Origin of the sequence: Gluconobacter vitians, assembly GCF_015244565.1 — a bacterium.
Lineage (GTDB): Bacteria > Pseudomonadota > Alphaproteobacteria > Acetobacterales > Acetobacteraceae > Gluconobacter > Gluconobacter vitians.
Window position 1 is genome coordinate 1 of sequence record NZ_JABCQG010000028.1, and the last position, 19971, is coordinate 19971.

Genomic DNA, 19971 nt, shown 5'->3' on the forward strand with positions numbered 1-19971 from the left:
GAGGACGGAGAGCCTTACCGTCGAGCTGTCTGACCCGCGGACCGGGAGTGTGCTGTCGCATCAGTACTCCATTCGGGAGCTTCCCGTGGTTGCGTGAAGGGGCTTTTGGGCATGGACAAGCGGGAGCGGTATGCCATCATTCCCCCTTGCGCTTCTTTACCTTGGAAAACCAGCACTATGAGTTTGTGTTTCATTACACAACAGATCCATCCTGATGCCGTAACCTGTCTGAACGAGGCCGGCATCACGACCCGTTATGCCACGGAACCCTCGATGGAGGCGGTGATTCGCGAAATCGGCGACGCGGATGCAGTGATTACGCGCGATCTGGGACTGAGCGAAGAGGCGCTGCGCGCCGCGCCGAAACTGAAAATCATTTCCTGTCACGGCTCCGGTACCAACCGGATCGCCAAGGCTGCCGCCGCGGAACGGGGCGTTCTGGTGACGAATGCACCTAATACCAACAGTCGGTCCGTTGCGGAAATGACGATCGGGCTTCTGCTGGCGGTCATGCGGCGTCTGTGCGAGGCGGATCGTGCCGTGCGGGAGGGGAACTGGGCGTTTCGTTATACGAACAACGGCACGGAACTGCACGGACGGACGATCGGGCTCGTGGGGTTCGGCGCCATTGCCCGGCATGTCGCACAGGTTGCGGGGCACGGGTTGGGAATGCATGTCGTGGCGTGGTCTCCGAGCGTTCCGGCCGAAGTGTTTGAGGCCGCGGGTGTAGAGCGGGCGGAGAGCCTTGAAGATCTTCTGGGCGTCTCGGATGTGCTGTCACTGCATCGTCCGGCGCAGGGGAGCGGTCAGCCCACGATTGACGCTCAGGCGCTGTCCCGCCTGAAGAAAGGCGCGGTTCTGATCAATACCAGCCGTGGCGGGGAAGTGGATGGTCCTGCGTTGGCGAAGGCTCTGGAGACGGGGCATGTTGGCGGAGCGGGGCTGGACGTGATGTCACCCGAGCCTCCGCTGGCGAATGATCCGTTGTTAAGGGCGCCGAATGTGGTTCTGACGCCGCATATCGGTGCGACGACGGAACAGGCGCTGCGCCGTATGGCCATGCTGTGTGCGTCGCAGGTTCAGGACGCGCTTGCTGGACGTCTGCCGCCGCACCGTCTCTGAAGAGTTGAGTTCCGCGCCCTTCCGTTTCGGGAAGGGTGCGGAAGACTCTCAGAGAGCGCCGAGGCCGCCGCCGCCCGGTGTCATGAGGACGAGAACATCGTTCGCTTCCAGAACCTGAAGGCCTTTGCCTGCAAGCTTCCGGCCTGAGGCGGTTTCGACCCTACCTGCCGCGCCGTCCTGTCCGCCGAGTGCGCCACGTGCCGGATGATCGACGCGGTCAAATGCGGCCAGCAGCTCGAAGGGCTGTTTCTGGGTGGTGCCGATCTTCATAATCTGCCCGTCGCCACCTTTTGTCTGGCCCAGACCGCCGCTATTTTCGCGCAGTTCTTTTTCCCAGAAAATGAGCGGGCACTGGATTTCCGCAATTTCAATCGGGGTGCCATGCACGCCGGATGGAAAGGCCGTGGCGGACAGGCCGTTCAGGCCGGGCCGGGCCCCGGTGCCGCCATTGGTCGTGATGGCGAGCGCGTAGGTCTGGGACGTGGTTGCTCCCTTGGGGAACCACTGTCCGCGCACGGCAATGTTCCACAGGCAGGATGTGCCTTCTGCCGGAACGCGCTCGGGCAGGGGCGTGCGGAGGCATCCGAACACCATGTCCGGCAGCATCTGTCCGATGACATGCCGCGACGAAACGGGGGCCGGGCGCTGGGCGTTCAGGACGGAACCTTCTGGTGCCTCGACGTGATAGGGAGCCAGTGAGCCTGCGTTGTTGGGGACATCCGGCGAGATCGCGCAGGCCAGCCCGAAGACCGTATAGGCGCGCGTATAGGCCATCGGGACGTTAATCCCGCGCCCGACAGCCGGCGGGGATCCGTCATAGCTGACGCTGACGCGTCCCTCTTCGACCGTGAGCTTTGCCTTGAGCGTGAGCGGGGCATTGTAGCCGTCGATGGTCATTTCATGGGACCATGTGCCTTGCTGAAGACCTGCTATCTTGTCGAGGACGGCCTGGCGGGAGCGTTCGATGATGAAATCGGCCAGCGGTTCGAGGCTGTCGAGATGGAACTCGTCCATCATGTCGCACAGGGCGCGGACGCCGACATCATTGCAGGCTGCCAGAGAGTAGGTATCGCCTTCCGTATCCACCGGCAGGCGCGTATTGGCGCGGATCATGGCCATCAACGTCTCGTTGACCTGTCCCTGATCAATCAGCTTGAGCATCGGGATCGAGAGGCCTTCCATGAAGACGTCCGTTGCTTCCGGCCCGTTGCCCAGACCGCCGATATCCATCAGATGGCTCGTGCAGGAGAACAGCCCGACCAGACGGCCCTTGTGAAACGCCGGGGTCGTGATGACGAAATCGTTGAGATGCCCCGTTCCCATCCACGGATCGTTCGTGATGTAGGCGTCGCCCTCTTTCATGGTCGAGACGGGGAAGTGACGCAGAAAATGGCCGACGGATTCCGCCATGGAATTGACGTGGCCCGGCGTGCCCGTCACGGCCTGCGCGATCATCCGGCCTTGCAGGTCGAAAATACCGGCCGAGATGTCCTCGCATTCGCGGACGATGGGGCTGAAGGCGGTGCGGATCAGAACCTGGGCCTGTTCGCCGACCACGGCAATCAGGCGGTTCCACATGATCTGGAAGTCGATTTCCTTATGGGAGTGCGCGCTCATCAGACGGCGTCCTTCATGTCCAGAATGATGTTGCCGCTGCCGTCCAGATGGGCGGTGTAGCGGGAGGAAACGTAGGTCGTGGTTTCTTTTTCGGCGATCAGGGCCGGGCCGGGGACACGGCTGCCGGGTCCCATGTCCATCCGTTCGTAGACCGGGAGGGCGACATGCGTGCCGGTCGCGCCGTCGAAAAGTTTCCGGATGTCGGCGGAGACTGCGTCATGCAGGGCCGGGGCGGCCTTGAATGGCGGGTATTTCCGCGGGGTGGTTGAGACGCTGACGGACCAGTTCAGGATTTCGACAGCGGCATGGGGGATGACGCGGGCAAACTGACGGGCATATTCCGCTTCGAAGGCGTCCCGCAGGGCCGAGAGATGGTCGCTGCTGATGGCGCCGTCGGGCAGCGTGACGATGATTTCGTGTCCCTGTCCCACATAGCGCATGAAGGCTGCGCGCCGGATGTGAAGCGTTTCCGTCCGGGCGTCGTCCTGCACCATACTGTGCGCGGCCTGCGTCATGTCGTCGAGTAGAGCCGAGACTTCCGCTGAATTGAAGCTGTCGTCCAGACGCATGGGGAAGGAACGAACCAATTCGAACGAGACGGGGGCGGCGAGGAAGCCCACGGCAGAGCCGACGCCTGCGTTCGAAGGAATGACGAGGCGCCGGATTCCAAGCTTTTCCGCGACGCGCGCGGCGTGAAGCGGGGCTGCGCCGCCGAAAGCGATCATGGTATGGTCGCCGATGACGGCGCCACGTTCGGCGGCATGGACGCGCGCCGCACTGGCCATGTTTTCGCACACGATTTCATAGACCGCATGGGCGGACATTTCTGCCGACAGCCCAAGCGGGGTGCCGATATCGGTCAGAAGCGCTTCGGCCGAGCGATCCGGCTGGAGCTGGATGCTGCCGCCCGCGAAATTCTCCGGGCGGATCAGGCCGAGCATCACGTCCGCGTCCGTAACGGCGGGGCGCGTGCCCCCCAGCCCGTAACAGGCGGGGCCTGGAACGGAAGATGCGCTTTCCGGCCCCACAACGACGCGCTTCATCGCATCCAGATGGGCGATGGAGCCGCCGCCCGCGCCGATTTCGACCATTTCGATCACGGGAATGCGCAGAGGCAGGCCGGAGCCTTTCATGAAGCGGGCCGTGCGGTCTACTTCAAAGAAACGGGAGGATGCGGGTTCGCCGTCTTCGATCAGGCAGACCTTGGCGGTTGTGCCGCCCATATCGAAGGACAGGACGCGGTTTTCGGCCAGACGCTCGGCGCATTGGGCGGCGAAAATCGCACCACCCGCCGGGCCGGATTCCACCAGGCGGACGGGGAACTGGCGCGCCGCTTCCAGCGCGGTCAGGCCGCCGCCGGAGGTGACGAGATAGAGCGCACCCCCAAACCCCTTGGCGTCAAGGGCTTCCCGCAAGCGCCCCAGATAGCCTGCCATCAGGGGTTGGACATAGGCGTTCGCCACTGTGGTGGAGGTGCGTTCATATTCCCGTATTTCAGGGCAGACGTCGCTTGAAATGGAAATAGTGATGTCCGGCATGGCCTCCTGAAGGAGCGCCTGTACGCGGCGTTCGTGGGCCGGATTGGCATAGGCATGGAGGAAGGCCACCGCGATGCTCTCGACGCCAGCGTCGCGAAGCTGGGGCACGAGAGCCATAACAGCGGCTTCATCCAGGGGAAGCTGAACGGTGCCGCGGGCGTCCATGCGTTCGGGGACGGTGAAGCGCAGGTCGCGGGGGACGAGCGGGCTGGGCTTTTGCAGCATCAGGTCATACTGGTTGAAGCGGCTTTCGGTGCCGATTTCCAGAATGTCGCGGAAGCCCTGCGTTCCGATGAGGGCCGTGCGGGCGCCCCGGCGTTCGATGATGGCGTTTGTCGCAAGCGTCGTGCCATGTACGAAGACCGTCACGTCCGGAAAGCGGAGTCCGGCATCTTCGATCACGAGGCCGATGCCGCTCATGACTCCTTCTTCGGGAGCAGCTGGCGTGGTGAGGACCTTGCGGGTCAGACGTCCCTGAGGTGTCTGGAGGACTACGTCCGTGAATGTGCCGCCGATATCAGCGGCGAGACGGATTTGTGAACTGTCGACCATGCCTGTGTTTTCCGTATCGGGTTAGAGTGCAATAGGATATCGGGAAGAGATGTTGGCTGACGGAGAGGACGAGCCATGAAAGTTGGAAAAGCCGGAAGCCGCGCGCCAGTAATGCCAGATGTTGCGGATATGGAACGGGCCTTCATCGTGTCGTCGTCGCATCTCGCCGTTCCGGGAAATGAGGATCTGAGCGAGTTCGAGTTTGCCCTTACTGTCGTGAACCATGCGTTTCATCGCTGGATGGCGAGGGGGATGGCGGCGACGGGTCTGCCGAATCTCTCGGCGCTCGACACGCTCATCCTGCACAGTGTCAATCACAGGAACCGGGAGAAAAGCATCTCGGATCTGATGTTCACCCTGAATCTGTCCGAGAGGCATTACCTCAACTACGCGATGAAGAAGCTCGACGAACACGCGCTGATCCAGCGTGAGCGCCGGGGCAAGGAGGTTTTTGTCAGCACGACACAAAAAGGGCGCGACGTCTGCCTCGAATACGCTCGTCTTCGTCGGATCTGCCTGCTGGAGCATATTCCCCAGAACCGGGAAGTCGGGGATGTCACGATTGCCGAGGTCGCCAAGGCGTTGCGTGTGCTGACGGGATTTTATGAACAGGCATCCCGCTCCGCCGCGTCTCTCTGACCGCGGCGTCTCAGCCATCCGGGTGAATCCGGAAGAGCACGTCGTGATAGCCCACGACGCCGCCTTCCCCGACCAGTGCTGGGCCGAGTGTGCCGTCCGCTGTAGCTGTGAGGGGCAGGCGGAGGGGGCCTGCCTCGACAAATCCTATTATCTCGCCGGAGCGAACCGGGTGGGTTGCGTCCAGGCCGTTTGAGCGGAACACGCCCATCTCGGGGCTGGGAACGGGCGTATCTTCCGCTTTTGCTGGGTAGGAAATAGAGGGCGTCTGCTCCGGGTTGCTGGTCGGTGCGGGGGTCAATGTCAGGGCAAGCGCACCCGCCCCATTTTTCAGAGAGACATGACGGACGTCGTGACGTCTCATCCGGTCAACGAGTTCGGGCAGGTCGTTCAGAAGGTCTTCAAGAAAAGTCATGGTGCGGACTTTCGCATGAGGGCTTCGAGATAATGCACGCTGACACCGCCTTCGCGGACGCCGGGTTCGTTCATCAGGCGCAGATGTAGCGGTGTGGTGGTGGCGATGCCGGTGATCTGCATTTCCGAAAGGGCAGCATGCATGCGGTTGAGGGCATCCGTACGGTCCGTGCCGTGGACGATCAGCTTGGCGATGAGGGAGTCGTAATTCGGCGGCACGACATAGCCGTCATAGAGATGCGTATCGATACGGACGCCGGGGCCGCCGGGCGCACGCCAGCTTTGGACTTTTCCGGGGGCCGGGCGGAAGCTCTCGGGGTCTTCGGCGTTGATGCGGCACTCGATGGCGTGGCCTTGCGTGCGGATGTCGGCCTGGGTGAAGGAGAGGGGGTCTCCCATCGCGATCAAGAGCTGCTCGCGCACAATGTCGATGCCGGTCGTCATTTCCGTAACGGGGTGTTCGACCTGAAGCCGTGTGTTCATCTCGATGAAGGAAAACGCACCGTCTTCATACAGGAACTCGAAAGTGCCTGCGCCGGTATAGCCCATCAGCGTGCAGGCGTTTGCACAGCGCTCGCCCAGTTCGGCGATGGCCAGCGGGTCGATGCCGGTGGCTGGGGCTTCTTCGACCAGTTTCTGGTGACGGCGCTGGATGGAGCAGTCCCGCGCGCCGAGCCAGACGGCATTGCCCTGCCTGTCGGCGAGAACCTGAATTTCGATATGGCGGGGATGCTGGAGGAAGCGTTCGGCATAGACCGACGGATTGCCGAAGGCGCGTCCTGCTTCTTCACGGGCCGTTTCGATAGCGTCGCGGAGGTCTGCTGCGATCATCACCACGCGCATGCCGCGCCCGCCGCCGCCGCCCGCCGCCTTGACGATCAGCGGGTAGCCAATGGCGTCGCAGATCGTCTGGGCTTCGGACAGGTCGGTCGGCAGGGCGTCTTCCGTACCGGGCAGGCATGGGACGCCCGAGCGGCGCATCTGCTGTTTGGCGCTGATTTTGTCGCCCATTAGCCGCATGATAGCGGCAGTGGGGCCTGCCAGCGTACGACCTGACTGTTCCACCGCTTCGGCAAAATCAGCGTTTTCGGACAGGAAGCCGTAGCCGGGATGGATGATGTCGGCATTTGTCAGTTCGGCGGCGCGCAGGACGCGGGCAGCGTCCAGATAGCTGCCGGATGCCGCTGCCGGGCCGATGCAGATCGTTTCGTCCACGAGGCGCAGATGTGCGAGGCTGGCATCGGCTTCGGAATGGATGCCGATGCTGTGCAGGCCGAGCAGGCGGCAGGCGCGCGTAATGCGCAGGGCGATTTCACCGCGATTGGCGATCAGGACACGACGGGGGACGGACACCGCGGGCTCACGCATCGAGTGGCTCCACGGTAAAGAGCGGCGTTCCGGGGGAAACAGCGTCTGCATTCGCGGCCAGCACGGTGACGATCCGGCAGGGGAATTCGGCCTCGATGCGGGAGAGCGTTTTCATGACTTCGAGAATATAAAGCGGCTGTCCTTCCGCTACGATGTCGCCAGCTTTGACGAAGGGCGGCGCATCCGGTGCCGGAGAGGCGTAGAACTGGCCGTGCATGGGGGCGTCGATTGTTGTTTCGGCTTTGGGCGGCGTGGAGGCTTTTTCGGGGACGGGAAGCGTAGCGGCTGCGGCCGCCGGGGCCGGACTCGTCGACCCTGGGCTGTTGTCCTGTTCCCCGCGGACCAGGCGGATATGTTCGCCGTCGCGGGAATAGTCGAGTTCGGTAATGCCCAGCGCCTGCATCCGGGCCATCAGGGCATCAAGGGTCTTGAGATCGGGGATCATGGGACGGTCTGTCTTCCGGTCTGCTTCAGGTCAGGGCGCGCAGGGCAATGCCGGCAGCTTCGAAGCCCGCGCGGACCTTGCGGGCGACGTCCACGGATTCCGCGTTGTCGCCATGGACGCAGATCGTATCAATGCGGGTCGGCAGCATTTTGCCGGAGATGGTTTCAATGGCGCCGTTCTGAACCATTCGGACCGCGCGGGCGGCTGCGAAATCGGCATCATGCAGGACCGCTCCCGGTTCCTTGCGCGACACGAGATGCCCGTCTTCCGTATAGGCGCGGTCCGCGAAAATTTCCGAGAACACGGTCAGGCCCCGCTCGCGCCCAATGCGTTCGAGATGGCTCAGGGCGATGGCTATGATGGGAAGGTTCGGGTCTACAGCCTTGACCGCATTGACGATGGCCTCGGCGACGGCGGGGTCGCGTTCGGTCAGGTTGCCCAGTGCACCATGGGTCTTCATGTAGGTCATGCGATGACCCGAATAGGTGGCGAGGGCCTGGGCCGCACCCATCTGGTAGGCCACGATCCGTTCGATCTGCGCGGGCGTGAAGGGCATGACGCGGCGTCCGAAGCCCCACAGGTCCGGGAAGCCGGGATGAGAGCCGACAGAGACGCCTTTTTCGCGTGCGATACGGAAGGTCTCGGCCATGACTTCCGGGTCGCCGCCGTGAAAGCCGCAGGCGACGTTAGCGGAGGTCACGATGTCCAGCATCGCGCTATCATTGCCCATTGTGTAATGGCCGAAGCTCTCGCCGAGATCAGCGTTCAGGTCGATGGTTTTGACGGTCATGGTTTGGAACTCCCGGACATGCAATTACAGGGCATCAGAAAACGAGCTGTGTGCGGAGTGTGGCGATATCGGCAGCAAGGCGCTTCAGATCTGCAGCCTCCTGCCGGATGATTTGCACTGCGTCATCGCGCGTGATGGTTTCGAAATGGACGGGTGCGCCGACGACTGTCTGGGACAGCAGGCGCAGGTCCGGCGCGATGACGGTGGCGATTTTTGGATAGCCGCCGCAGGTATTGGCATCCATCATCTGGATGATCGGCTGGCCTGCGGGCGGCACCTGAACGGTTCCGGGCAGGATGCCGTGGGAAAACAGGCTGAGCGGCCGCGAGAGTTTCAGGGCGTCCTGCCCTTCCAGCCGATAGCCCATGCGGTTTGCGCTGGGGGTCAGGGTCCAGGCTGTGGCGTGGAATGTTTTCAGGCTTTCGGGCGTGAAGACGTCGTGTTCGGCGGCGGGCAGGACGCGGATCCGGGTGCCGTTTGCGGGGGGAAGCGGGCAAGGGCGCGTAAGGCCGTAGCCTGTGGCGGGCATGCGCAGTGTGGAGGCTGCAAGGCAGGAGAGGCGGTCGCTTTTCTGAAGGGCGCGCCCCTCAAGGCCGCCGAAGCCACCTTTGAGATCCGTCGAGCGTGCCCCCAGAACCGGGGGAACGTCCAGACCGCCCCGGAGTGTCAGATAGGCCCGGGCGCCCTGTTCCGGCGCGCGGAGTGTCAGGGTCTGGCCTGGTTTGGCGGTGATGGCCCAGTCGCGCGGGAGTTTCAGGTCGTCGAGCGTGGCGGGGCAGGCGGCACCAGTGACGGCAAAGGACGTCTCGGCGTGAAAGTGCACGCGGAAAGGGAAAAATACGATCTCGATCCCGGCAGCGTCTATCGGATTGTCGAGAAGCAGGTTGCCGTGGCTCAGGGCCAGACGGTCCATCGCACCGCCCTGCGCCACACCCATGGCCATGGCGTGAGGACGGCCGAAATCCTGGATGGTGTTGAGGGAGGAGCCGGTCAGGATTTCGATCATGAGGCCCTCACGAAACGGACGGTGTCGCCCAGCCGCAGCAGGCCGGGCTCGGGACGGAAGGCGTCGAACAGGCACAGATCCGTCCGGCCGAGGATATGCCAACCCGACGGCGAGGTGCAGGGCATCATGCCGGCGTGGCCACCGCCGATGACCACGGCTCCTTCCTCCACCCGCAGACGCGGGGAGTCGCGGCGGGGAATGGCCAGACGCGCGTCCAGTCCGGTCAGGTATACGAAGCCTGCCATGGCGCCGATGGCGGCAACGCTGTAGCGTCCGGCCATGTGGGCGTTGATGGTTTCTTCTTCCGTCAGGTTAGCGAAGCGGGCGACGAGCGCCAGATCTTCACCGAATTCACCGCCATAGACGACCGGCACCACGATTTCGCGGGACGGTACTTCGTCGGCGGAGGCCTGTGTCCAGATGGTCCGGAGCAGCTTTTCCATGGCGGAAGGGTCAGTCTGTACGGCGTCGAACGTGACGAGAAGGTTGTTGACGCCGGGAATCGTCTGCAGGACGTCCGGCCGGGTGTTCAGTTCGCGGCTGGTGGCCCAGATGCGGCGCTGTGTCGTGTCGCTGAACGGGCCGTCGGCGGCGTCCAGCAGGAGGCCGCCCGCGCCTGCCATGTGAATACGGGTCATGCGGTCTGATCCGGTTGGGAGCGGCCATGGAATGGCCGCCGGGGAAGGAGGGCAGCGGCCAGCGCGCCGCACAGGATGATGACGCCCGTAATGTAGAAAACGCCGTGGAAATTGCCGGTGGCCTGAAGCAGGTATCCGGTCATGATCGGGGCCAGAATGCCGAGACCGTTGGAGAAGGTCAGGGTCAGGCCGGTCGCGGAACCGAGGACTTCATCTTCCACAAGCAGGTCCGCCAGAAGGGCCATGTTGGCTCCCGTGCCGCCTGCCATGAAAGCCATGGAGACGGCGAGGAGCGGAATGATGGTCGTGGCCGTTTCGCAGAGCGGTAGAAACCCCATGGAAGACGCTAGAACGAGATACAGGCAAACGACCTTGCGCCGTCCTCCCAGAGAAAGGTTAGATCCGCGAACGAGCGTTTCGCCAACCTTTCCTGCCGTGATCGAGAGAATGGCCGCGCCGACATAGCAGCAGGCCGTGTACGCTCCAGACTGGGCGGTGCCGAGATGCAGGGTCTGGCGCATGATGATTGGCAGCCAGGACATCAGCAGGAAGTTGGCGTAATTGGCGCAGCACTGCGCGATTACGATGCCCCAGAAAGCCGAAGAGCGGAACAGGGTCGGCACCGAAATCAGGGAAAAGGATGAGGCCTGTGTGCCGCGTGCCGGGCGCGGATGGGTCAGGAGCCAGACCACGGACCAGACCAGACCCAGCGCGCCGAGCAGCGAAAACGCTGGGCGCCAGCCATAATGGGCAATCAGCCAGCCGCCCGATGCGGCACCGCAGGCCAGCCCGATGGGGATGCCACCGATAAAGGCGGTCATCATCAGGCCGCGTTCGTGTAGGGGAGCCCACGCACGGACGACCTTGTTACCGAGTGCGAAGGTGGGGGCCTCTCCGATGCCTAGCAGGATCCGGGTGGCGATGAAGGCGGGGACGGTGGCGGTCAGGCTGCCCAGAATCATGGCGAGCGACCACAGGGCTACGGCGGCCGCGCCGATGATCCTTACGCCGAAGCGGTCCAGAAGGATCGCGCTGGGCAGATTGAGAATGAAATAGGACCAGAGGAAGCTGGAGAGAACCCAGCCGGTTTCCCCTGGTGTGAGGGCGAATTCATGGGCGATCTGGGGCATGCCTACGGACAGGGCGGCCCGGTCTCCGTAGCAGATCACGCACATGGCGATGGTGAGGGCGTATATGACGAACCGGAAAGGCCGGCGATCTTCTGGAACTGTCTGCAAGAAATGCGCCTCTTTCCGGTGGATCTTAGTCGGTCTTTTTTGCAAAAGTCTTAGAAAGTCAGACCGGTCTGGATATAGTACATGCCGCCGTTGAAGCCGTAAGGCGAGTAGTAGGCGTATTTGTATTCGTTGAAGAGTGGTGCTGCGGTCGCCTTGGGGACGCGGGTCGGATATTTGTTGCCGAGATTGTTTGCGCCTACCGTGACGCTCCATTTCGGCAGGATCTTGTAGCTGACGGACATGTTGGTCAGGAAGGCCGGGCGCTGTTCCATTGGAGCGGCGGTCGGACTGGCGAGGAAGATGATGGAGCCGTAGCGCTGTTCCTGCACCATGACGTTCCACTTGCCGTAGTTCCAGTTGACCGTGAGGTTTTCACGGTTCTTGGGCGCGGAGTGCAGAAGCATCTCTTCGGCATAAGTGTTGAACGTGGACAGGCCCATGTTTGCCAGAACGGTAGGTGTCTTGTTGCGGCTGCGAATTTCGTTGTCGGAGTAATTGAACGTGAAGTCGAAGCGGAACGTACCGGCGCGTTTGGTGTGCAGGGTGTAGTTGGTGTCGATGTCTCCACCGAAGGTCTGGGTATTGACGGGGTTGGTGTAATAAGATGCGTAGGTCACGTTATTCAGGCCAGATGCGGCAAGAATGTCGGCAACACCTGAACCACCGAGGGTTGTTGTGCTGGCCAGACGGTCGTTGATCGCGATGTAGTAAAGATTGCCTGTGACGTTCCAGTCCTTGAGGGGGCTGGCATCGATGCCGATGGTGTAGTTGCGGGAATATTCACCCTTGATATGACCTGCTCCAAGCGCCTTTGCGGCGGCGCTGCTGTTGGGAAGCTGGTCCACTGCGTAGTTGGCGAAGGGCGCATTATAGAAATAATAGGTCTGGCCCAGTGTGGGTGGGCGGTAGCCGGTATTGATGCTGGCGCGGACGGCCCAGTGTTTATTGAAGTTGTAGCGGGTTCCGATCGAGCCGGTGGTTACAGTGGCGAGATGGCTGTAGCTCGTCGCACGGCCACCCAGGGACCATTCCCATTTTTTGGTGACGTAGAAATCGAGATTGACGTTGCCGTCATAGATGTCACGTCCGCGATTGGTTACGGCCAGCGGGACGTTACCGGCATGATCGGTTGCGCCTAAGCCGGTCCACGAGGCTTCTTCGCCTCCCGTCATCTGGAAGGTGTCACGCCGGTATTCTCCGCCAAAACGCAGGGCGATCGGCTTGGGCAGCCATGAGGTGTGGAAGAAGCGTGATCCGCGCAGGCCTGTGGAAAGCTGGGACGTGATGGTCTTACCATCATAGAAGTCGCGCGGGCTGGCGTCACCCAGAGATATGTTGTTGCTGTCGAGGGTGGAATAGGCCTGATCGTCACGGCCGTAATTGACGTAGGCGTCCCAGGCGAAACCGAATTTATGGGCCTTGATACCGTTGTCTGTTTCGAAGTCGTACTGATCCATCCCGATATAGGGCTGCGCGCCATTGGGCCAGAGATTGATGTTCGTTAGGCTGTTTCCGGCGCTGCGGTAAGTTTCGGCAACATGAGCCTTGCGATGGCTGAAGGTCGAAGTGCTGTAGAGGCTCAGGTTTTCGTTCAGCGGGATCGCCATGTTTTCGCTGATGGTTTCCAGCGTCGATTTCGGAATTCCGAGGCCGCGCTGCACATCACGGCTGGCTGTTTCGTTGCGGGAATCGCCGACCGGATAGAGCTGTCCAACAAAAAGGCCGCTGCGATTGGTGGGAAGCTGATGGGTGACCTGTGCTGCCAGATCGAGATAGCCTCCGTTTTTGCCTAGTGCTGTGGCCCAGTCCGCGTAACCGTTCAGCGCCTGTCCGTCACCGGCATAGAAGCCGCTGTTCTGGAAATTGATGGAGCCGCCATGGGTGCGCTGCTTGAGGACGATATTGACGGCGCCTGCCAGCGCATCCTGACCATAAAGGGCAGAAGCACCTTCGGTAATAACTTCGATATGATCGATCGCCGAAATCGGGATCAGGGAGATGTCGGTGGGTTCGGTGCCCCAGTTCGGACCGGCATTGGCGTTGAAATTTGCGCCGATATGGCGGCGATGTCCGTTAACGAGGATTAGCGTGTCATCGGCGGACTGGCCGCGAAGCTGCATGGTCTGGATAAAGCCACTGTTTCCGACGCCGGATTGTGGCGGGGACGTAATGGATGCCGAGGCCTGGGCGAGGGCCTGCATGACATTGGTCTGTCCTGTAGCCAGAAGCTGGCTGCCGGACACAACCGTAACCTGTGTGGTGCCGTGAACCGGGGTGGACGGGTTCATCACGGACTGGCCAGTGGAAGCCGTCCCGGTGACGCGCATCTCTTCCGGATCTGATCTCGAAATGATGGATGTCCTGCGAGGGGATGGTCTGGCAGGGCGCGCGGTGACGCGCGCAGAGGAATTCGCGACCCGTCGGTGCAGTTTGTGCGCGGACTGTGCCTGTGTCGTCGCTTTGGCGGAGGCGGCCTGTGCGGGCGGACAGAACGACACGAGCGAGCTCAGGGCCGCGCCACACATCAGGAAAGCCTTAGGTCCAAAACACTTGCTCATGGGCATCCCCTTTTCCGGCCTGTATGCGGCTGGTCATCCGAATATATGCTTTTCATGAGCAAATCACACATATAACGGAACAACAACTAAAATGTTTTTCTCAAGGAACAGATTTTTCTTATCTGCTGAATTGTGCGGGAAACAGATTGTTTCGATCCTATGCTCGCTGGCTGCAGGGACGCGGGCAGTGCTTGAATGGACAAAAAAAATGAGCAAAAATTTTAACGAGAGAAAATTTTTGTGTCTGTCGAGTCATGATTCCCGAACTCAGAACATTTGTCGTTGCTGCCAGGACGGAGAGTTTTGCCGCAACAGCCAAGGCGATCGGGGTGACGCAGTCGGCGATCAGCGCCCAGATCCGGCGGCTTGAAGAAGAGCTCGGCTACGATCTTTTTGAACGTACGGGCCGGTCCGTAACGTTGACGGCAGCGGGGAGCCTCATCCTGTGTCAGGTGGACGATATCCTCTCGTCTTTCGAGGCGTTACGGGGGGCTGTACGGCTCAGGCCAGGGGCTGAACTGCTGCGGGTGGGCGCCATTTCAACTGTTCAGACCAGCCTGCTCGCTCCGGCCATTGCAGGCCTGCATCTTGAACTCCCGGACCTGAAAGTGCGGATTGTTCCGGGGATTTCCATGGGGCTGCTGGATCGTTTGGATGCGGGTGAACTCGATGCCGCGTTGATCGTGCGACCGCCTTTCGGGTTGATGCCGTACATGCAGTGGCACCCTGTCGTGCAGCAGGATTATGTCATGGTCGTTCCTGCGCATGTCGAAGGGGCGGACTGGCGGCGGATCCTCGAGGAACAGCCATTCATTCGTTATGATAGCCGTTCATTTGGAGGACGTACGCTCGATCGGTTCCTCAGAACGCAGGGCATTGCTCCGCATGAGGTCATCGAGACTGAAGAACTTCACACGATCCTGCAAATGGTTGCCAACAATATGGGGTGCTCGATTGTGCCCTATATCTTCGCGGTCAGCGTTGTGCCGAATATCCGCATTCTGCCGCTGGGAGATCAGAAGATCGGGCGGGAAGTGGGGGTCATGACCCTGCGTGGCAGAATGACCGAGGGGTGCAAAGTCCTGATCCGGCATCTGGATGAGGCGTCCCGAAGCAATATCCCCCCTCAGTCACGCATATCCTGAAAGGCCTTCAGGCTGTGGCGCGCCACAGAAGCACCGGATCATCCTCGGTTCCGCTCTTCTGAAAGCCGGTCCCGAAGGGCGTGGACAGAGCAGCAAATTTTTCCAGAATTTTCCGCCCTTCTTCTCCGTGGGCCAGAGAGGGCACCCCGCGCCTGTGGGCCGCCTGACCCAGACCAAGTGTGACTGGATGGATCTCCAGACTTTGTAGTTTTCCGTTGTGATAGGTGCCGATCGGCATGATGGTCTCCCAGAAGCGTGTCTCGGCTGGAAAACCTTTCACGTCGTTGTTGCTGCGGGCCTTGTAGAGCTGATGGGGCGTCAGGTCGGGACTTACGCGGTTCGCCATATACGATTCGATCGGGAGGCGCTCCACGAGCTCATTCTGCCCTATGAAGTTGCCCAGGCTGTAGAAGATCGGTTTGCCGTTATGGATTTCGAGGCCCCGCAACAGATGTGGTCCATGACAGGCAACAATATCCGCACCGGCATCGATCGCCTGACGGGCTGCGGTGACGAGGAAATCCGCCGGAATTTCCACGTCCAGTTCCCCGCTGGCGTTATAGCCGCTTTCATGCGCGTGAATGCTCAGAATGACCGTATCGGAAACCATCCGTGCTTCTGCGATCCAGCGATGCAGGGCCTGCGTGTCCGTCGGGTTGGGGGTGGTGGTGACTTTCGTTTCCTGACCGACCTGAAAGTTCAGGTTTTCAAAGGCGAGAACTCCGTCTGGGGCGGGAAAGGCAAAACCAAGCTGGATTTTGTCGTCCTTGACCCGCTGCAATCCCAATTTCCGGTAGATTTCCTTCAGGGATGTCATCTCATCGGCGGAAACGTGGTGCATCGTGCTGTAGCGTAACGGGTTGATGCCGGGACGTCCTTGCATCACGCTCGTCTGCATGGCTGCTTCCTGTCCTCTGGCGAAGGTGGAAGTGCAGGACAGCATGGAGACCGTACCTGTAGGATGTGTAAAATATGTTGGGCGTCTGGCATCTTCCAGATGAAGGCCGATCCCGGCGTGACGCAGATTCCGGCGGTTGAGTTCGTCCAGTGTTTTGCGCAGGCCTGAGATGCTGTAATCCAGCGAGTGATTGGTTGCTGCCGCAAAAAGGTCGAAACCTGCCTCTTTCAGTTCGTCCAGAACCCGGGATGAGGCGCCAAAATGCGTACCTCCCATATCGAGGGCTGGATCGCCTATGAAGTCATTGGGGACGAGTTCAAGATTGGTGAACGAAACGTCGCAAGCGCGGATCATGTCGAAAAGGGGCGACAGTCCCGGGTCAGTGCGGCTGTTGAGTTGCCGAAAGAGAATACTGTCACCCGTCAGGCAGATCTTCATCAGGCGGTCCGGAAAATTAGTTGAAAAATTGGTGCTTTGAGAAAAGCATTTCTGTGCCGGTATGGTTATCGAAGATGCATAATGTGTCCAGTTTCAAGAGACTTTTTCCGGTGATGGTTTTCCTATTTTCACGATAAGGAAAAACCGTTCTTTTCTAGGATAAGGGTAAAACTATTGGCTCTTAGGAGGCAGGAAGAGGCTTCTGAAGAATTTCGAGCAGGCGGTTGAATAGTCTGAGACGCGGCGAGTTCCGCTGGATCAGAAAGCCCAGATTTCGGCAGGGAGCAGAGGCTGGGAGCGGGATTTTTTTCAGATGGACGCCTGCGGGCCACGGACGTGCCCAGTCAGGGACAAGCGAGACACCTGTTCCCTGACTGACGATGATGGCAATGGCGTCCAGTGAGTCGAGTTCAAGGCGTTCATGGGGCCAGATGCCTGATTTGCGCAGATATTCGTCAGCGAGGCGCCCGCCCCATTGCATCCGGTCATAGCGGATCAGAGGATGGTTTCGGAGAATTTCGTGGGGGTCCGTTTCCTGAATGGCTTCCGGGGCCAGCACGACCAAAGGCTCGGACCGGAGTGTCTGCCAGACCAGAGTTTTTGGAATTTCAAAAGGTGGCTCTACGATAAACGCTGCGTCGATATTGCCGTCCAGAACCGCATTATGCAGCCCGGATGAGGAACCGGGGGTAATATGCAGTTCGATTTCGGGGAAACATTCGAAAAAGCGTTTCAGATAGGGGGGGAGGAGGCCGTTCGCCGCGCTTGATATCGCGCCGATCCTCAGTGTCCCGACGGGTTTGTCACTCGCGGCAATGGCGCACAGATCCCGGACGCTCGTGAGGATCGCGCGACTCTGTTCGATGATGGCCAGGCCCTGTTCCGTTGGACGGACGTTACGCCCGTCGCGCTGGACGATTGGGCAGCCTATTTCGTCTTCGAGGGTGCGGATCCGTTGGGCGACGCTGGCAGGGGTAAGGCGGAGCTGGCGTGCCGCCCCCGCAAGCGACCCCTGTTCGATGACGATCAGGAAACTTTCGAGGAAGCGGGTGTCCATGACTGGATCTCCGAAGGGTCTGTTGGGGCAGTCGGAAGGCGACCGGATTGCACAGCATAACGCAGCGAAAGATATCAGACATCGGATTTACCTTCTTCTGAAGTCATATATTCGCATGATTGTTACGACAGCGAATATGATATCAGCGGATTTTTCCAGAAAAGTCATGGTGCAGTCATGGTTAATCCGTTTCATCTCGCATTTCCGGTCAATGATCTTGCAGCCGCCCGGACCTTTTACGGAACTGTTCTCGGATGCGCCGAGGGGCGGAGTACAGAAGCCTGGATCGATTTTGATCTATACGGGCACCAGATTGTCACACATCTGATCCCCGATGCCTGTCGCGCTCGCGGTGAAGGAGGTGCGGGCGCCGTAGACGGACATAACGTGCCTATCCCTCATTTCGGCGTTGTTCTGGACATGGAAGACTGGAAGGCTCTGGCGGAGCGTGTTCGCAGTCATGGCATTCCTTTTGGAATGGAACCACAGATCCGTTTTGAGGGATTGCCGGGCGAGCAGGCGACGATGTTTTTCTGCGATCCGGCAGGGAATGCGCTGGAATTCAAAGCTTTTGCCAACATGCAGCAGCTTTTCGCCAAGCAGTAAAGGAGTGCTCATGTCCTGTTTCAGCCAGGCCGAAGCAGACCATATGACGGGGCCTGTGGCGGATGTCGATCTCGGGTGCCATCTTTTCCGTCGTCTGCATGAGATCGGTTTTGACGGCCGTGGCATGACGCGGCCGTCTTACGGACGGGAAGAAAATCTCGCCCATGCCCTGTTCATGGAGGTGGCAGCGCAATACGGATTGGAGATGCGTCGTGATTGGGCTTCCAATCTTTATCTGACGCTTCCCGGGCGCGACCGGACCCTTTCAGTCGTCATGACGGGGTCGCATCTCGATACTGTTCCATGTGGCGGAAATTTTGATGGGGCGGCGGGTGCCGTGGCGGGTCTTCTGGTGCTCTGCGCCTGGGCGAAAGTGGGTTTTCGGCCTGAGCGGGACACGACGCTGATCGTGACACGCGCGGAAGAAAGTGTGTGGTTTCCACTGTCCTATCTGGGAAGCCGGACGGCTTTCGGGCTGCTTGAGCCCTCCGCGCTCGAAACTCCGCGAAGCGACGATGGTCTGAGCCTGCGGCATCATATGCAGGACTGCGGCGCCAGTCCCGATCTGTGCGGAAAGGCGCCGGTTCTGGATGCCGCGAAAATCGACTGTTTCGTCGAACTGCATATCGAGCAGGGGCCTGTTCTCTTGGAAGCGGATGTTCCGGTGGGGATCGTGACCGGGATTTGCGGTAGCACGCGGTATCGCTCGGCCGTCATTCATGGGCAGTATGCCCATTCCGGGGCGACGCCGCGTTGTTTCCGTTCAGATGCGGTGATGGCCGGGGCCAGCATGATGACTGCTCTGCATGATGCCTGGATAAAAGCGGAAGCTCAGGGAGAAGAGATGACCCTGACGTTCGGCGTCTGCCGGACCGACGAGACACAGGGGAATTTTGCGGCGGTTGCCGGAAGGCTGGAGCTTGTGATTGATATCCGTTCCCGGGATGAAGCGCTTCTCGAACGGATGAATGGACTTGTCATCGAACAGGCGTTTCGTGTTGAACGGGACCATCATGTCCGCGTGGAACTGGGACCAAGGACCCGCAGTGCGCCCGCCGTGATGGACGCGGCGTTGCAGGCCGACGCAAGGACTCTGGCAGCGTCGCTGGATATTCCTTTCGTTTCGATGGCAAGCGGTGCCGGACATGATGCGGCGACATTTGCCATGCAGGGTGTGCCTACGGAAATGCTGTTTGTGCGCAACCGCAATGGAAGCCATAACCCGGATGAAAGCATGGAGATGGATGACTTCATGCAGGGGGTGCGCCTGCTGGAACACCTTCTGCGCAAACGGGCAGGATCTGAGACCTGAATGACGGAGCGTTTCAGGCCCATCATTCAGGATCGTATGGGAAGGGTTACGAGGTCGAATTCCGTAACATCTTATGACCCTTCCCTGCGCTGACAATGTGCAGTTCGGCGCATGTAGCCGCTTGGGGGCAGGGTCACGCCCGATCAGCTTGAGTAGTAGTTTCCAGACTTTTTCGCGTGTTTCCGGCAGGATGAAGTTCACCACGTGGAGGGATCGAAGAACCGTTGATTGATGTGCTTGGCCGGTAATTTCTGGGTTTTGGCGCTTTGATTGACGGTTTTTGCGATGGCATCCGGTCTGCGCTTTGAGCGGATTGGGGGCTGTCCCCCGCTGGACGGCTACGCGCTCGCGATCAATCTTTCGAAGAAGAGTACGCGGCGCATGTTGTAGACGATATTGGCCAGGCCGATCCGCATGGTGGCCCGGGTAATACCCACGGTTCGGACGAACAACCCGGTCTGCGATTTCTGATCAGCAAAGACATGCTCGCCGCGGGAGCGGATCACTGATTTCCCTGCATTGGAGCGCTGAATATGGCGGGGCATGGGCTTGAGATGCGGCTTTTTGCGATGAACCTTGGAGACAAAGCCCTG

17 protein-coding genes and 1 pseudogene are annotated in these 19971 nt (G+C 60.4%); 5 read left to right on the top strand and 13 right to left on the bottom strand.

Annotation, left to right across the window (positions count from 1 at the left end):
• Positions 1-177 precede the first annotated feature (177 nt).
• A complete protein-coding gene (locus HKD24_RS13690) occupies positions 178-1122 on the top strand; it encodes a hydroxyacid dehydrogenase (protein WP_194260773.1) in 945 nt (314 codons plus the stop codon).
• A gap of 48 nt (positions 1123-1170) precedes the next feature.
• Here the strand turns inward: HKD24_RS13690 and HKD24_RS13695 are convergent, their stop codons facing one another.
• A complete protein-coding gene (locus HKD24_RS13695) occupies positions 1171-2739 on the bottom strand; it encodes a hydantoinase B/oxoprolinase family protein (RefSeq protein ID WP_194260774.1) in 1569 nt (522 codons plus the stop codon).
• Positions 2739-4829 (bottom strand): hydantoinase/oxoprolinase family protein, encoded by a 2091-nt coding sequence (locus HKD24_RS13700; protein WP_194260775.1) that lies wholly within the window; start codon positions 4827-4829, stop codon positions 2739-2741. Before HKD24_RS13700 ends, HKD24_RS13695 begins: the two co-directional genes overlap by 1 nt.
• 75 nt (positions 4830-4904) lie before the next feature.
• Between HKD24_RS13700 and HKD24_RS13705 the strand changes: the two genes are divergently transcribed.
• Positions 4905-5468 (top strand): winged helix DNA-binding protein, encoded by a 564-nt coding sequence (locus tag HKD24_RS13705; protein WP_194260776.1) that lies wholly within the window; start codon positions 4905-4907, stop codon positions 5466-5468.
• Positions 5469-5478: 10 nt separating this feature from the next.
• Here HKD24_RS13705 and HKD24_RS13710 read toward each other — a convergent pair whose 3' ends face one another.
• Genes HKD24_RS13710 through HKD24_RS13745 form a run of 8 tightly spaced genes read right to left on the bottom strand, consistent with a single transcriptional unit; the run spans position 5479 to position 13922 of the window.
• A complete protein-coding gene (locus tag HKD24_RS13710) occupies positions 5479-5880 on the bottom strand; it encodes a hypothetical protein (RefSeq protein WP_194260777.1) in 402 nt (133 codons plus the stop codon).
• Positions 5877-7247, bottom strand: a complete 1371-nt coding sequence (gene accC, locus HKD24_RS13715; RefSeq protein ID WP_194260778.1) for an acetyl-CoA carboxylase biotin carboxylase subunit — start codon at positions 7245-7247, stop codon at positions 5877-5879. The genes HKD24_RS13710 and accC overlap by 4 nt, the downstream gene beginning before the upstream one ends.
• Complete coding sequence (locus HKD24_RS13720) at positions 7240-7692, bottom strand: acetyl-CoA carboxylase biotin carboxyl carrier protein (protein ID WP_141353849.1); 453 nt, start codon at positions 7690-7692, stop codon at positions 7240-7242. Before HKD24_RS13720 ends, accC begins: the two co-directional genes overlap by 8 nt.
• Positions 7693-7717: 25 nt before the next feature.
• Positions 7718-8482, bottom strand: coding sequence for a LamB/YcsF family protein (locus tag HKD24_RS13725; protein WP_194260779.1), 765 nt, complete (start codon positions 8480-8482; stop codon positions 7718-7720).
• A gap of 34 nt (positions 8483-8516) precedes the next feature.
• On the bottom strand, positions 8517-9488 hold the full coding sequence (locus HKD24_RS13730) for a 5-oxoprolinase subunit C family protein (protein ID WP_194260780.1): 972 nt from the start codon (positions 9486-9488) through the stop codon (positions 8517-8519).
• On the bottom strand, positions 9485-10126 hold the full coding sequence (pxpB, locus tag HKD24_RS13735) for a 5-oxoprolinase subunit PxpB (protein ID WP_194260781.1): 642 nt from the start codon (positions 10124-10126) through the stop codon (positions 9485-9487). The genes HKD24_RS13730 and pxpB overlap by 4 nt, the downstream gene beginning before the upstream one ends.
• Positions 10123-11364, bottom strand: coding sequence for an MFS transporter (locus HKD24_RS13740; protein WP_194260782.1), 1242 nt, complete (start codon positions 11362-11364; stop codon positions 10123-10125). The genes pxpB and HKD24_RS13740 overlap by 4 nt, the downstream gene beginning before the upstream one ends.
• A gap of 50 nt (positions 11365-11414) precedes the next feature.
• Positions 11415-13922 (bottom strand): TonB-dependent receptor plug domain-containing protein, encoded by a 2508-nt coding sequence (locus tag HKD24_RS13745; RefSeq protein ID WP_194260783.1) that lies wholly within the window; start codon positions 13920-13922, stop codon positions 11415-11417.
• A gap of 254 nt (positions 13923-14176) precedes the next feature.
• Here HKD24_RS13745 and HKD24_RS13750 point away from each other — a divergent pair, with 254 nt between their 5' ends.
• A complete protein-coding gene (locus HKD24_RS13750) occupies positions 14177-15067 on the top strand; it encodes a LysR family transcriptional regulator (RefSeq protein WP_194260784.1) in 891 nt (296 codons plus the stop codon).
• A 7-nt stretch (positions 15068-15074) separates the two neighbouring features.
• Here the strand turns inward: HKD24_RS13750 and HKD24_RS13755 are convergent, their stop codons facing one another.
• Together HKD24_RS13755 and HKD24_RS13760 are read right to left on the bottom strand one after the other, a co-directional pair.
• The gene (locus HKD24_RS13755; protein ID WP_194260785.1) at positions 15075-16403 is read right to left on the bottom strand and encodes a CapA family protein; all 1329 of its coding nucleotides are present in this window, start codon (positions 16401-16403) and stop codon (positions 15075-15077) included.
• Between the two features lie 181 nt (positions 16404-16584).
• On the bottom strand, positions 16585-17460 hold the full coding sequence (locus HKD24_RS13760; protein WP_141353832.1) for a LysR family transcriptional regulator: 876 nt from the start codon (positions 17458-17460) through the stop codon (positions 16585-16587).
• A 177-nt stretch (positions 17461-17637) separates the two neighbouring features.
• On the opposite strand from HKD24_RS13760, the gene HKD24_RS13765 reads away from it, so the two are divergent.
• Together HKD24_RS13765 and HKD24_RS13770 are read left to right on the top strand one after the other, a co-directional pair.
• Positions 17638-18066 carry a VOC family protein gene (locus tag HKD24_RS13765; RefSeq protein ID WP_141353830.1) on the top strand — a complete coding sequence of 143 codons (429 nt, stop codon included), beginning with the start codon at positions 17638-17640 and terminating at the stop codon, positions 18064-18066.
• 10 nt (positions 18067-18076) lie between these two features.
• Entirely contained in the window at positions 18077-19378 is a 1302-nt protein-coding gene (locus tag HKD24_RS13770; protein WP_194260786.1) for a Zn-dependent hydrolase, read from the top strand.
• A gap of 338 nt (positions 19379-19716) precedes the next feature.
• Here the strand turns inward: HKD24_RS13770 and HKD24_RS13775 are convergent.
• Positions 19717-19971: pseudogene (locus tag HKD24_RS13775) on the bottom strand (IS5/IS1182 family transposase); the annotation flags it as partial.